Source organism: Mycobacteroides sp. H001, from assembly GCF_001440005.1.
Lineage (GTDB): Bacteria > Actinomycetota > Actinomycetes > Mycobacteriales > Mycobacteriaceae > Mycobacterium > Mycobacterium gwanakae.
The window spans coordinates 185,136-201,472 of record NZ_LJYH01000024.1 but is presented as its reverse complement, the minus strand read 5'-3'; the positions used below and the strand labels follow the sequence as shown (position 1 = coordinate 201,472).

The following is a 16,337-nucleotide window of genomic DNA, read 5'->3' as shown; positions in this document are numbered from 1 at the left end:
AGGACCTCGAAGGGAACGTCCTGATGCTCATACGCTGCCAGGCTGCTCTGCCGCACCTGCGCCAACAACTCTGCCACGGTGGGGTCACCGGCCACATCGACGCGCAGCACCAGGTTGTTGACAAAGAATCCCACCAGCTCGTCCAGTGCCGGGTCGCGGCGCCCAGCGATCGGGAAACCCACGGCCACATCGGAAGTTCCGCTGATCCGGGAAAGCAGCACGGCCAGCGCGGCCTGCATCACCATGAAGCTGGTCGCTCCGTGCTCACTCGCCGCCGCGCGCACTTGCTGCTGTAATTCGGCCGGCCACTGGACCAGCACGGTGGCGCCGCGCTGATCGGCTACCGGTGGATACGGCCGATCGGTGGGCAGCGCCACCCGATCAGGGAGACCCGCCAGGGCGTCTTCCCAATAGGACAACTGCGCGGCGATGGCACTGTTGCTGTCGTCGAAATCGCCCAGCTGCGCACGCTGCCACAGCGTGTAATCCGCATACTGCACCGCCATCGGCTCCCAATCGGGAACTGTGCCGCCGCATCGGCTCGCGTACGCCACGCTCAGATCACGCACCAGCGGGGTGAGGGACCATCCGTCAGCAGCAATGTGATGTACCACGGCCACCAACACGTGCTCGTCCGCGGTAACGCGGAAAAGCGTAGCCCGCAAAGGAATTTCGACGGCGAGGTCAAAACTGTGACAAGCCGCGGATGCCACGGCCTCGTCCAGTCGGCTCTGCGACCAGGTCGTGGCATCAACAACATCCCAGCCGAACTCTGCCTCGTCCGCGGGCATCACCACCTGCCGAGGAACTCCATCGGGCGCCTCGAAGCGTGTGCGGAGGCTTTCATGTCGGCCGATCAGGTCTGCCAGCGCCGCACCCAGTGCACTGGTATCCAGGCACCCATGTAGCCGCAGACCCACCGGCATGTTGTAAACCGGTGAGGGGCCTTGTAGTTGATCGACAAACCACAATCGATTTTGGGCGAACGAGAGTGGAATGACCGAAGGACGATCTTGCGTCACCAACGGCTCCAGCCGACCCGTGCCCGCCCCGATACGCGGGGCCAACTGGGCAACGGTGGGCGCTTCGAAGACCGCGCGCGCGGAAAGATCGGTATCCAGGTTGGCATTGATCGCCGCAACCAGACGCATGGTGGAGACCGAATCGCCGCCGAGGTCAAAGAAGGAGTCGTCAACTCCCACACGTTCCACATCGAGGACGCGGGCGAAGATTCCGGCGAGAATCTCTTCGACCGCCCCTGCTGGAGCCCGATATTGCTCGACATCCTGGTAATCCGGTGCCGGTAGTGCCCGCGTATCAAGCTTGCCGTTGACCGTCATCGGCAATGTCTGCAGAGACACCACCGCGGCGGGCACCATGTAACCCGGCAGCCGATCGGCCAACGCGTTGCGTGCGGTGACCGCATCGGCGCTCCCGGTGATGTAACCGACCAGGCGCTTGTCTCCGGGGCGGTCCTCGCGGGCGATTACCGCCGCCTGCTCCACACCTGCCAGCGCGGCCAGTGCCGACTGGATTTCACCGAGTTCGATACGGTACCCGCGAATCTTGACCTGCTCATCGGCGCGGCCCAGGTAGTCCAGCTGCCCGTCGGCGCGCCAACGCACCAGGTCGCCGGTGCGGTACATGCGTGTTCCGGGCTCACCGAACGGGCAGGCCATGAACCTCGACGCGGTGAGGCTCGAGCGTCGCCAATACCCTATGCCGACCCCCGCACCGGCCAGGTACAACTCACCGACCACACCCGCAGGCACCGGTCGCAGCCATTCGTCCAACACGAAGAACGCCGCCCACGCCGTCGGCGAACCGATCGGCGGTGCCGCCTCTCCTGCGGAGAGGGGTGCGCTGGCGCACAACCACATCGTGGTCTCCGTGGGGCCATAGACGTTGACCATGACCCGGCCCGGCGCCCAGCGATCCACCAATGCAGGTGGGCAAGGCTCTGCGCCGATGACCAATGACGCCGCCTCCAGACCATCCACGGGCAGCATCGACACCGCCGACGGAGTTTGCGTCAGCACCGTCACCTGTTCGCGCACCAGCAGCTCATGGAACTCCTGCGGCGAGCGGGCGACCGTTTCGGGCACCACCACCAGCCGTCCCCCGTGCAGCAGGGCTCCCCAGATCTCCCACACCGAGAAGTCGAACGCGTAAGAGTGGAACTGCGTCCACACCTGTTCCGGCCCGAGCGGCACCCCGATCCGCAGCGAGTGGAATAGCTGAGTCACGTTCCGCTGGCTAACCGCAACGCCTTTGGGCAGTCCGGTAGTGCCCGAGGTGTAAATGATGTGTGCCATGTCATCCGGGGCCGGACCCGGCAGAGGGGTACTCGGCTGGGCGGCGACCGCCGGGTCATCGACATCGAAGACTGCCAGGCCGTGCCCACTGAAGCGATCGAGGAACGCCGTCGCGGTGACGGCGACGATGGGCCCAGCGTCAGACAGCATGAACTCCACACGAGCCTGTGGCAGCGCCGGGTCGATCGGCAGATAGGCCGCGCCGGTCTTGAGTACTGCCAAGATCGCCACGACCGCCTCGGCGGAACGCGAGAACATCAATGCCACCCGCTGGCCAGGGCCGACCCCTCCACCAATAAGCAGGTGCGCCAACCGGTTCGCCGACTCCTCCAGCTCCCTATACGTCAAGGTCCGGTCGCCGCATACCAGCGCCACCGCCTCCGGAACACGCCCCGCCTGAGCGGCAAACAGCTCCGGCACTGTCCCCGACTCGGGGAGATCGGTCAGCACGGTCCGGTTGCCCCACCGCTGCAGACGGGTGTGCTCGGTTCTGTCCAACATCTGCAACGAGGACAACGACCGACCTGGCTCGGCCGTCATCGCTACCAGCACCGCCTCCATCCGGCGGGCGAGGGCTTCGATCTCAGCCGGTTCGAAGACTGCGGTGTCGTATTCGATACGCAGACGCAGTTCCTCACCGGGTATCGCTTGCATCGTCAGCGGATAATCGGTCGATTCGTGGGTGGTGATCTCGGCGATGCTGATCCCGTCAGCACCTGACAGTGCGCCGCCGTCGACCGGGTAATTCTCAAACACGAACAGGGTGTCAAAGAGTCGATCATGGCCAACGACTCGGTGAATCTCACTGAGTGAGAGATGTTGATGCTCAAGCGTCTTGGCGTGGGAACGGGTCAACTGATCGAGCAGATCAACCGTGGTCGTCCGCGCGGCGATGTCCGCACGCACCGGTACCGTGTTGATCAGCAAGCCCACCATCGACTCTGCGCCCGCTACGTCGATCGGCCGTCCGGACACCACGGTGCCGAAGGCAACGTCGTGCTGGCCGGTCAACCCGGTGAGCAGTAGCGCCCAGGCGCCCTGCAGCACAGTGTTGACGGTGGTGTGCTGCGATCGCGCCAACTCTCCAACTGCCCGGGTCGTATACGCGGGCACTCGATACATACGCATCCCCCGGCGCCCCGGAACGGACTTCTGCGACGGGGCGACAAGAGTTGGTGTGTGGAAACCCGACAGCACCTCACCCCACGCGGCGTGCGCAGCGGCCTGATCCCGATCGGCCAGCCAGCTGATGAAGCTCCGGTACGGCGTGGCGGTGGGCAACCGGTGCCCGCGATAACTGGCGAAGATCTCCTGCAACAAGATCGGCAACGACCAGCCGTCGAGGACGATGTGGTGATTAGTGAGTACAAATCGGTGCCGATCCTGTGCGGTGCGGATCAAAGCCACCCGGAAGGCCGGCGGATCGGCCAAATCGCACACGGCGGCACGTTCAGCGGAACACACCCGCTGGACTTGCCCTTCGGTTTCGGCACTGAGGAATTCGATCTCGGTGTCGATACCAAGATCGACATATTGCCAGCCCGCGGTGGGATCCACGGGGATGATCTGCACCGGCTGGTCGAACTGCCCGCAGAATCTGGCTGCCAGGTGTGGGTGGCGGGCCACCACTGTTTGCACCGCATCATGTAGACGATGCCGGTCGAGTGGTCCGTTGATCGCGATGTCCAACTGCACCACGTACAGATCCTCGGGCCCACCACCCGTACCGCTGTGAAAGATCAGGCCCTGCTGTAATGCACTCAATGGCAGTACATCTGCTATGCGGTACTGCTGCTCTAGCACATCGAGCTGCCGCTGGCTCAGTAGAGCCGGCGCGATATCCGACGGGGTCAGTCCACCCCCACCGCGTCGCACGTGCGCGCAGATGCCGACCAGAGCGTCGAACCACAGTTGGCTCAAACGGGTGGCCTGAGCATGGTCGAGCACTGACGATGCCCACGTCCAGTTGGCTTGCAGCCGTGGCCCGGTACCGGTGTCAAGGACGCCGGCATCGAGTGCCACGGTATGGGTCAACGGCATCGGAATTGCCGCGGCGGCGCCGGTCGACGACATGCTTTGGGCGGCGATCCGCCACATACCATCGGATGATTCGGTGCCCGTGCCGCCGAGCCGGCCCAAATAGTTGAACGCGATCGCCGGGTCGGCGGTCTCCAAGTCGATGTCTGGGTTCAGGTAACGCAGCAGGCCGTAGCTCAGTGCATCCGGCAGTGACCGAATCTGCTCCTTGGCGTCCTTGATCACCGCACCCAACGACACATCACCGGACACCACCTGCGACCAGGACAGATCACCCAACGCCAACGCCACTGGATACTTGGCTGTGAACCACCCCACCGTGCGCGACAGATCAACTCCAGCGGCAAGATCCTCATGGCGTCCATGTCCCTCGACGTCGATGCCGACCGGCGCGGCCCCGGTACCCGAGAATTCCGCCACCGCCAGACCAAGTGCGATCAGCAGGATGTCTTGTGGCCCCGCATGAAACGCGGAAGGAACCTCGCCAAGAAGCGCTCTGGTGCTTGTGCTATCCAGCGACACCGACAGTTGTCCGGCATTCTCGTAGGTGTCGATCCGGGGGCGTGCCACCGGTAACACCGCAGGCGTCTGTGCCACCCGTCGCCACGCCAGCGCTTGCTGCTCGACCTCGGGACTGCGCGCATGCACATTCAACAGCTCGGCCCACCGCCGGAACGACGTCCCCGTGCGGGGCAGCGCCACGGGCTGCCCACCGCGGTGCTGCGCCCACGCAATGTTGATATCTTCCAAAAGAATTCGCCACGACACCCCATCGACGGCGACGTGATGCACGATCAGAACCAGCTGTGCCTTCGAGGCCGCCCACAGCGCGTTCACCATGAGCCCTGCCGCCGGGTTCAGCCGCGACCGCGCCGCAACCACCGCCTCATCGGACAACGCATCCGCCACATGCAGGCACTCTCGCGCCAGAACCGAGCCCGGCTCGGTCACCGTCAAAGACCATCCGCCCATGCCGTCGTCTTCGACGCGGATACGCAGTGCCGCATGACGATCCAGCAAGGCCTGCAGCACGGTCACGACGTCGGTCTCGGTGACATCGGCGGGAGCCTGCAGCAGTACCGCCTGATTGAACTCGCCGATTGGGCCGTCAATATCATTCAGCCACCGCAAGATTGGGGTGGCTGGAACCGGCCCAACTCCTTCATCGATCGGTCCGCAGGTGTCTGTGGCCACGTCGACAACACGCGCCAACCGGGCAACACTCTGCTCAACGAAGACATCCCGCGGCCGGCACACCAAGCCTGCCATCCGGGCCCGTGAGACCACCTGCATAGACAGAATGCTGTCGCCACCCAGATCGAAGAATGAATCGTCGACGCCGACCCGCTCCAGGCCCAGCACCTGAGCGTAGATATCCGCGAGAACCTCTTCGACGGCGTCCTCCGGGGCGCGATACCGTTCGTGGTCAAGGTAATCGGGAGCCGGAAGAGCACGCGAGTCGAGCTTTCCGTTGACCGTCAACGGCATGGTGTCCAAGACCATGATCGCCGCGGGCACCATGTAGACCGGCAGACGGGCGGCCATCGCGTGACGCAGCTCGCCAGGATCGGCAGTGCCGGTGATGTAACCCACCAAACGCTTGTCCCCCGGCCGATCCTCGCGTGCGATCACCACGGCCTGCCCGACATCGCCGAGGGCCGCCAAAATGGCCTGTACCTCGCCAAGTTCGATGCGATGACCACGGATCTTGACCTGCTCATCGGCCCGCCCGCGATAGTGCAACTGCCCGTCCGATCCCCAGCACACCAAGTCCCCGGTGCGATACATCCGCTGCGCCCGCGTCCCCGCGCCGACAAATGGACAGGCCACAAAGCGGGACGCGCTCAAGCCGGTCCGGCTCACATAGCCGTAGCCCAATCCCGCACCGGCCACATACAGTTCACCGATCACACCGGCCGGGACCGGACGCAGCCATTCGTCGAGCACAAAGAGCGCGGCTCCGGGCACGGGCGAACCGATCGGCACACCCTGCCCGGCTTGTAACGGTGCGCTGATTGCCACGCACATCGTGGTCTCGGTGGGACCGTAGGCATTGATCATCACCCTCCCGGGTGCCCACTGATCGACCACTTCCGGCGGGCAGGCTTCACCAACGACCACCAGCGCCGCTGATTCCAGACCTTTGCGTGGTAACACTCGTACCGCCGAAGGTGTTTGAGTGATCACGCCGACGTTCTGACGAACCAGCAATTCATGGAAGTCCTCCGGTGAGTTCGTCACCTCCTCCGGGACGACCACAACCTGTCCGCCCCGCAGCAGCGCACCGAAGATCTCCCACACCGAAACGTCGAATGCCAGAGAATGGGCCTGAGACCACACTCCGGAATGCCGCAGCCCGACGTCGAGCGTCTCGAGCAGCTGCGTCACGTTGTGATGGTTGAGCGCGACCCCCTTGGGCACGCCCGTCGTGCCCGAGGTGTAGATCAGATACGCGATATCGTCCGCGGCCGGCATGGGCAGCGCTCCGCAGAGCTCGGCCGCAACGGAATCGGCATCGAGACTGTCGATATCGATGATCCTCAGTCCATTCCGATCCAGCCGATCAGCCAAATCGGCGGTGGTCACCGCCACCGCCGGTCCGGCATCGGCCAACACGAACTCCAACCGCGCATCGGGCACGGACGGATCGACCGGCAGATACGCGGCTCCGGTCTTGAGAACGGCCAAGATCGCCACAATGGCCTCCGCCGACCGATTCAACAGCAGCGCGACGCACTGCCCCGAGCCCACGCCCTGTTTGATCAGCAAGTGGGCCAATCGATTGGCGGAATCATCGAGTTCGCGGTAGGTCAAGGAACTCACGCCGTGAGTCACCGCGACCGCTTCGGGAGTGCGCGTCACGTGCTCGTGGAAAAGCTCGGGAATCGACACCGGTCGCGGCGCGTTCCTCAGCAGCAACGCGTGGTTGCCCAGTGCGGCAAGACGATCGTGCTCAGCCTCATCAAGGACGTTCACCGACGACAGCCGCATCATCGGGTCTGCCGTCATGGCCGTCAGCACGCGCTGAAGCCGCGCTACCAGCACCGTGATCGATTCGGCGTCAAACACATCGGTGCGGAACTCGACCGTCCCACCGATTCCCGCTGGTTCACCGGACTTCGTTCGGCGTTCGGCGAGCGAGAAGTTCACATCCATTCGGGCTGTGTGTGTTTCCACCGGTATCGAGGTGACACGCAGATCGCCCAGCACCGCGCCGGCCGCTGAATCATTGATGTCTTGCCCGGCGACGTTCTGCCAGGCCAACGCCACCTGAATCAGCGGGTGATGAGACAGGGAACGGGTCGGGTTCAGTCGCTCGACGAGTACCTCGAACGGTACGTCCTGGTGTTCGTAGGCAGCTAGGCTGCGCGCGCGCACCTGCGCCAGAACCTCGGAAACGGTGGGGTCGCCGGTTAGGTCAACCCGCAGCACCAACGTGTTGACGAAGAACCCGACCAGTTCATCGAGCGCTGGATCACGGCGTCCGGCGATCGGGAAGCCCACCGCCACATCGGAACTGGAGCTGAGGTTGGACAATAGCGCCAGCAGCGCCGCCTGCACGACCATGAAGCTGGTCGCGTTGTGTGCACGGGCCACCCGCGCAACCTGCTGCTGCAACTCCACGGGCCAGTCGACCGCGATGGTCGCCCCGTGGTGCTCGGCCACCAGTGGGTACGGCCGGTCCGTGGGCAGGGCGATGCGTTCGGGCATCCCGGTCAACGCCCCTTGCCAGTAGGCGAGCTGCCTCGCGATGCGGCTGTCGCCGTCCTCAAGATCCCCGAATTGCTTACGCTGCCACAGGGTGTAATCGGCATACTGCACCGACAGATCGGTCCAATCCGGAGCCCGTCCCAGGCACCGCGCGGTATAGGCCGCCCCCAGGTCGGCGACTAGCGGGGTGATCGACCAGCCATCGGCAGCGATGTGGTGCACCACCGCAGCGAGCACATGCCTTTCCTCGGCAATACGGAAAAGCGTGGCCCGCAAGGGAATCTCGGTGGCCAGATCAAAGGCATGACGCGACGCCGCATCCATGGCCTGCTGAAGCTGAGCGACGGTCCAGTCTGTCGCGTCGACGATCTGCCAGCCGAAATCAGCACTGCCCGAATCCCTCACCACTTGGCGAGGGATGCCACCGGGCGCGGCGAACACGGTGCGCAAGCTCTCGTGACGCCCCACCACATCGGCCAGCGCCGCACCCAACGCAACGACATCGAGTGCTCCGTCCAGCCGGAACGCAGCCGTCATGTTGTAGACCGGGGACGGTCCCTGCAACTGATCCAGGAACCACAGTCGCGATTGGGCGAAGGACAACGGAACCGTAGCGGGCCGCTCGACTGCCATCAACGGCTCCAGCCGCGCCTCTTCCCCACCAATGCGACCGGACAACTGCGCAGCCGTCGGCGCATCGAATAAGTCGCGCACGGCGATACCGGCGTTCAGCGACTTGTTGATCGCGCTAATCAGACGCATCGCGGACAGCGAATCGCCGCCGAGGTCAAAGAATGAGTCGTCAACACCAACGCGCTCGAGTCCCAGGGCACGAGCGAAGGCGTCGGTCAGGATCTCCTCGGCAGGGCTCGCGGGTGCCCGATAGTGATCGCCATCGATGAATTCCGGTACCGGCAGCGCACGGCGATCAAGCTTGCCGTTGACTGTCAGCGGCACCGCATCTATCGCCACTACAGCGGTCGGCACCATGTAGCTCGGCAGCCGCTCGGCCAGCAATGCCCGTATCTGGCGCGGATCGGCGGTACCGGTGATGTACCCGACCAGACGCTTCTGTCCGGGTTCATCCTCCCGAGCGATGACCGCGGCCTGAGACACTCCGTCGAGTACCGCCAGTGCCGCCTGGACTTCACCAAGTTCGATGCGATATCCGCGAATCTTGACCTGCTCGTCAGCGCGCCCCAGGTAGTGCAGCTGTCCATCCGCACTCCACCGCGCCAGATCTCCGGTCCGATACATGCGCGCACCGGGCTCCCCGAACGGGCAGGCAACAAATCGAGAAGACGTCAAACCTGAACGGCGCCAGTAGCCCAGGCCCACACCGCGGCCCGCGACATATAACTCACCGACCACCCCGGGCGCCACCGGATGCAACCACCCATCCAGCACGAACAGCGCCGCACCCGATACCGGTGCGCCGATCGGCACCGCAGGCCCCGTGGTGAGCGGTTCGCTCAGCGACGCGTACACCGTGGCCTCGGTCGGGCCGTAGGCGTTGATCATCACGCGCCCAGGAGCCCAGCGCTCCACCAGCTCCGGCGGACAAGCCTCTCCCGCCACCACCAGCGCCGTCGAGTCCAGGTCCTGTGGAGAGATCATGCCCGCCGCCGATGGGGTCTGGCTCAACACCGTGACCTGTTCGGCGACAAGCAAGTCGTGCAGGTCTTCGGGCGATGCGGCGACCGGTTCAGGCACCACCAGCAGCCGCGATCCATGCAGCAGTGCACCGAAGATCTCCCACACCGAGACATCGAAGCTGTAGGAATGCCACTGAGCCCATACCTGTCCCGGCTCTGACCGGACGTTGCCACCCAACGAACCGAACAGTCCGGGTACGTTGCGATGCGGTATGGCAACACCTTTGGGGACACCGGTGGTTCCTGAGGTGTAGATGAGGTAGGCGATGTCTTCGGCGGCAGGGCCTGCCAGCTCGGCACTGGGCCCGTCATCGGTGTCCGCCACATCACCGATCTCGACTACGGTGAGTCCAAGCCTGTCCAGCCGGTGCCGCTGCCTCGCGGCGGTAACCCCCAGGATCGGTGTGGCATCGGCCACCATGAACTCAATGCGGGACACCGGTAATGCCGGATCGATCGGAACATACGCCGCGCCAGTTTTCAACACTGCCAGAATCGCCACGATGGCCTCCGCAGAGCGGGAGAACATCAGCGCCACAATCTCGCCCGGGCGCGCCCCCTGTGCCGCCAGGGCGTGCGCAAGCCGGTTGGCGGCCTCGTCGAGTTCTCGATACGTCATCGACCGGCCGTCGAAGGTCACCGCTACCGCGTCGGGGGTGCGGGTGACCTGCTCCGTGAACAACGTCGGAATGGGCTTTGGGTCTGCACGTTTCACCAGGTCTGCCCGGTTACTCCAGCAGTCGAGGCGTGCGTGCGCGGCCTCGTCCAGAAGACTGATCGATGACAACGCCCGTCCTGGCTCGGCAATCATCGCCGCTAGTACCAATTTCAGCCGCTCGACCAACGCTTCCACGGCGGCGAGGTCGAAACTGCCGGTGTCGTATTCAACACGAAGGCCAAGCTCGCGGCCCGGCAGTGCCTGCACAGCAAGCGGGTAATGGTTGGATTCGCGGAAGTCGAATTCAGTAATGGACAAGCCGTCGACGCTCAGCGACCCGGTGACGTCGATCGGATAGTTCTCGAACACCAATAGGGTGTCGAACAGCGCGTCCTGGCCGGTGATGCGATGGATATCGCTCAGTGCCAGGTGCTGATGCTCAAGGGTGTCATTATGAGAATTCTGCAGTTGGTGCAGGAGGTCTGACGTGGTAGTGGTCGGCGTAAGGGTCGCGCGCACGGGCACCGTGTTGATCAGCAGGCCCACCATCGATTCCGCACCCGCGACCTCGGCCGGTCGTCCGGAGACCGTGGTACCGAACGCCACATCGTGCTGGCCGGTCATTGAACTCAGGAGTAGCGCCCACGCGCCCTGGAGCACGGTGTTGGCGGTGGTGTGATGCGAGCGCGCCAGATCACCGAGCGCTCGCGTGGTGTCTTCCGGCAGCCGGAAGGATTCGACACCTCTGCGTCTCAATGTGTCTCGGCTGCTCGGGCAGACCAGTGTGGGGGTGTCAAGACCGGCCAGCACCACACCCCACGCCGTTTGGGCACTCACGCGATTGCGCTCGGTCAACCAGGTGACAAAGCTGCGGTACGGCGTGGACGCGGGCAGCCGTTGCCCAGCGAGGCTGGCGAAGATCTCCCGCATGAGGATCGGCATCGACCAGCCGTCGAGCACGATGTGGTGGGCGGTCAGGACAAAACGGTGCCGGTTTTCAGCGATGCGGATGAGCGCGGCCCGGACAGCCGACTGGTTCGTGAGGTCACAGACTGCGGTGCGTTCGGCGGCACAGATCTGCCGAATCTGCCCGTCGACATCAAAGTCGGCGCCATGCTCGTTGACGAGTTCGAGGTATCGCCAAGGCACTTCGGGGTCGAGGGGAATCACCTGCACTGGGTGCTCGAACTGTTGGCAGAAACGGGCCGCCAGATGCGGGTGTCGTCCGATCACAGTGCGAACGGCGTCGCGGAGACGCTCCGCATCGAGTGCCCCGTTCATGACGATGCTCAGCTGCATCGCGTAGACATCGTCGGACCCCTGTGCCGCGCAGGCATGAAAGAGCAGACCCTGCTGTAAAGCGGTGAGTGGCAATATGTCGGCGATGCGGTGCTGCTGGCTCAGCTCGTCGATCTGCCGCTGACTCAGCGCGGCAGGAGCGATATCCGAGGGGGTTAGTCCGCCTCCACCACGGCGCACATGCGTACAGATGCCGGCCAGCGCGTCGAACCACAGTTGGCTGAGCCTGTCGACTTGTGTGTGATCAAGCACCGAGAGTGCCCACGTCCAGTCGGCGTGCAGGCGTGGGCCGGTATCCGTGTCGACGGTGGCGGCATTGAGCTCAACACTATGCCCGAGTGAAGTTGGCACCATCCCGGCAATGCGTGTCACCGACAGACCCTCGGAACAGATTCGCCACGCGTCGCCCGCGGTTCCACCGAGGCGGCCCAGATAGTTGAATGCTACGACGGGGTCGGGCATTTCGAGGTCGACATCGGTGTTGAGGTAGCGCAGCAGACCGTAGATCACGCCGGACGGATGGCTATGTAGCTGCTCCTTCGCGTCTTTGATCACCGCCCCCAGCTCGGCGTCACCGTCCACCACCTGGGCCCAGCGCAACCCGCCCAATGCCAGCGAGGCCGGATACTTCGCGGTGAACCACCCGACCGTGCGCGAAAGATCGACACTGCGACCGGCGGCTCCCCCCAAATCAGCCAATTCCTCGTGGCGTCCGTGCGCCTCCACGTCGATACCGATGGGCAGACCGCCGCTTCCTGCAAACTCAGCAACCGCCAATCCGAATGCAATCAAAAGGATCTCGTGCACTCCGGTGTGGAAGGCCGCCGGCACCTGGGCGAGCAGTGTGCGCGTAGTCTCGGCGTCCAACGATAGCGAGAGCTGTCCAGCATTCTGGTAGGTATCCGTCTCGGCACACGGTGCCGCCAACGTCGCCGGCACCGACATCATCTGTCGCCACGCCTGTGCTTGTTCCACGGCACTCGGGTTCTGGGCAGCATGGACCAGCAGCTCGGCCCACCGTGCGAATGATGTGCCCGTCGATGGCAGCACGACCGGCGATCCGCCGCGGTATTGGCGCCACGCGATATTCATATCTTCCAACATGATTCGCCACGACACTCCGTCGACGGCCAGATGGTGGACGATCAACACCAGCTGGCTCGCGGAGGTCACCCAGAGCGCACTGAGCATCACTCCCGTGGCCGGATTCAATCGCGACCGCGCTGTCGTCAGCGCCCCATCGGACAGCACATCCACCGAGCGCAAGCACGCGCGCGCATCGACCGCGCCTTCCTCCGGCACGGCTAACGACCATCCGCCTGCGCCGTCATCATCCACACGCAGCCGCAACATGGCATGACGATCGAGCAGGGCCTGCAACATAACCACGGCGTCGTTCTCAGTGACACCCGCAGGCGCCTGGATCAGCGCCGTCTGGTTGAACTCACTGACCGACCCGCCGGTACTCTCAAGGCTCTTCAACCAGAGCATGATTGGTGTTGCCGGCACCGGACCAAGGCCCTCATCGACCGGTTCTTGGATACCGCTGGTCGCGGCGGCTACCCGGGCCAGTCGCGCCACAGTCTGCTGGACAAAGACGTCGCGCGGACGGCACTCGAGCCCCGCGACGCGCGCTCGCGAGGACACCTGCATTGCCAGGATGCTGTCCCCGCCGAGCTCGAAGAATGAGTCGTCGACGCCAACGTGGTCCAGGCCAAGGACCTGGGCGTAGATGTCGGCCAGGACCTCCTCGGTGGTGGTGCTGGGTGCCCTGTACCGATCGACGAATCGATACTCCGGCGCGGGAAGCGCATTCTTGTCGAGTTTTCCGTTGACCGTCAACGGGAAGGTTTCCAAGACCACGATCGCCACCGGCACCATGTAGGACGGCAACCGCTCCGCCATCGCGGTGCGCAAGGCACCGGTGTCGGCAGCCCCGATAATGTAGCCGACCAGGCGCTTGTCTCCCGGACGATCCTCCCGGACGATCACGACCGCCTGCTCGACATCGTCGAATGCCATCAACGTCGACTGGATTTCACCAAGTTCGATGCGATAACCCCGGACCTTGACCTGCTCGTCCGCACGTCCTAGATACTGCAGCTGTCCATCGAGACCCCAGCACACCAGATCACCGGTGCGATACATCCGCGCGCCGCGGCCACCGAACGGGCACGCCACAAATCGAGTTGCTGTCAAAGGATTTCGGCCGACATAGCCATAGCCCACGCCCGCACCGGCGATATACAACTCTCCCACCGCACCGGCCGGCACCGGGCGTAGCCACTCATCGAGCACAAAGAAGGCCAAGTCGGCCAACGGAACACCGATCGGGCTGGCGGCAGTGCCCACATCGGCAGCGGTGATCTCCCGGTACGAGGCATGCACAGTCGTCTCGGTGATCCCGTACATGTTGACTAATCGCGGCAGCCCCGGATGGTCGGCCATCCAGGTCCCGAGACGCTCTGGCATCAAGGCTTCCCCGCCGAACACCACCACCCCGAGCCCGAGCTGCTGATGTTCGGGCAGCAGCGTATCGACGGATTGCAGAGCATAGAAGGCCGACGGCGTCTGACTCAACACACCGACGCGTTCGCGAACCAGCAGGGCGTGAAGGTCTTCCGGCGAGCGCGTGACTGCCTCGGGAACCACCACCAGCAGCCCGCCATGGAGCAGCGCACCGAAAATCTCCCACACCGAGAAGTCGAAGGCCAGCGAATGGCTCTGCGCCCATACCTGTCCAGGCGGCAGTTCAAGGTCGGCATCGATCGCTTCTAACAACCGTATGACGTTGTCATGCGGGATGGCTACGCCTTTCGGCACGCCGGTAGTGCCCGAGGTGTAGATCAGATACGCGATGTCATCGGGCTCCGGTGTTACCTCTAATGCTGCACTCGGCTGGCCGTACACCGTGCGGTCGTCAACATCGATCACAGTCACCGCGCGCCCATCCAGCCGATTCACCAGGTCCGCGGAAGTCACAACGACAGCTGCCCCAGCATCGGATAGCACGAACTCCAGCCGCGTATCGGGCACCACCGGATCGATCGGCACGTAAGCCGCACCGGTTTTCAGCACACCCATGATCGCCACGACCGCCTCGACAGATCTCGAGAACAGCAACGCCACCCGCTGCCCGGGACCCACTCCGTGCGCAACCAACAAGTGTGCCAACCGATTCGAGGCAGCATCCAGCCCGCGATAGGTCATTGCACTGTCGCCGAATTTCACCGCTACCGCGCCCGGATCGCGCGCCACCTGAGCGGCAAAGACCTCCGGGATCGATACCGGTTGACGCATCGGCGAGATCAGCGCCCCGCGATTACTCCATACATCCAGCTGGGGGCATTCGGCCTCGTCGCGGACATCAATCGCCGAAAGCGGACGGCCCGGATCTGCGGTCATTGCCAACAGCACTCGCTCGAAGCGGTCAGCGAGGGCTCGCGCATCACAGTCGGAGAACAACGTCCCGATACCCGATGTACTGAGGAAAAGCTCCTCATCGTTCTTGATGAAGACGAGTCCGAACTGATCTACTAGCCCCGTGTGGGTTACGGTCCCCGACCCCGCCGCACCGGCGAAGTCCGCCAACCGTGTTGTCGGGATGAAGTTGATGGCCGCGCGATTCTCCACCTGCCCACCGCGCTGGAAACCTGTCTTGTTCTCAATAGCCCGCAACGGGAAGCGCTGATGGCGCAACGCTTCTTGGATACGCCCATCGACGTGTCGGCAAAAGTCGGCCACCGTGGTAGTCGGCGATGTTGCCAAACGCAAGGGCACAACACCAGAACTCATTCCGGGCACCAACAACGACTCCGGGCGTACCCGTCGACTCACCGGGAAGTCGAGGACGATCTCCGAACCCCCGACCTCGCCATGCACCAGCAGTGCGCACGCCGCGGTGATCACGGCGGCACGGCGCACCCCCAACACATGGGACAACTCACGGGTCTTGGCGACAACCGGCGGGTCCAACTGAATCGGTGCCGACGGCTCATACTCTCTGGTTGGAGTCACGACAACATGTGTCGGACCTCGCTGCGGTTCACTCTCCAACGGTCCGCAATTGGCCCAATAGGCCTCGTCGGCGACGTAGTCGTCAGACGCCTCGTACTCGGACTCACAGTCGATGAGACTTTTCAACGATCCAAAGATGGGCGCAGGTATCGGTGCATCCGTCGCGATCGCAGAGTAGACCGTGGCGATGCGGTGACACAGAAGTCCCATGCCGATTCCGTCTGTCGCGATGTGGTGGCAGCACACGAAGAAATAGAAGTCGTCAGCCCGTGCCTGCATCAGTGCAAACTTGAACAGCGGGCCGTTGAGGGGCATCGGCTTACGCCGGATCGACGCCGCTATCCGATAGGCATCACCCATGGGATCCGAAGAGCCGGTTAGGTCATGGTGAGCGAGCTCGACCTCCGGATAGTCGACTACCGTCTGGAAAACCTGGCCATCCCGTTCAGAAAATACGGCCCGGAGTGGTTCTGCCTCACAGACCACATGGCGCACGGCCCGCTCCAGCAGGTCATGGTCGATGACGCCTTCGATGCGGCCGAGCATGCCCAGCTGCCATTTGACACCAGCGTGACCAGTTTCCTCGGCAAGCCAAATGTCCAACTGCCCCCGCGTAAGCGGGAGCGCCCCATGATCACATTCCAT

At 63.9% G+C, this 16,337-nt stretch carries 1 pseudogene (only partly in view); it reads right to left on the bottom strand.

From position 1 onward, the window contains the following. Positions 1 to 16,337: pseudogene (locus tag AOT83_RS28130) on the bottom strand (non-ribosomal peptide synthase/polyketide synthase); it reaches 8,046 nt to the left of the window's first position.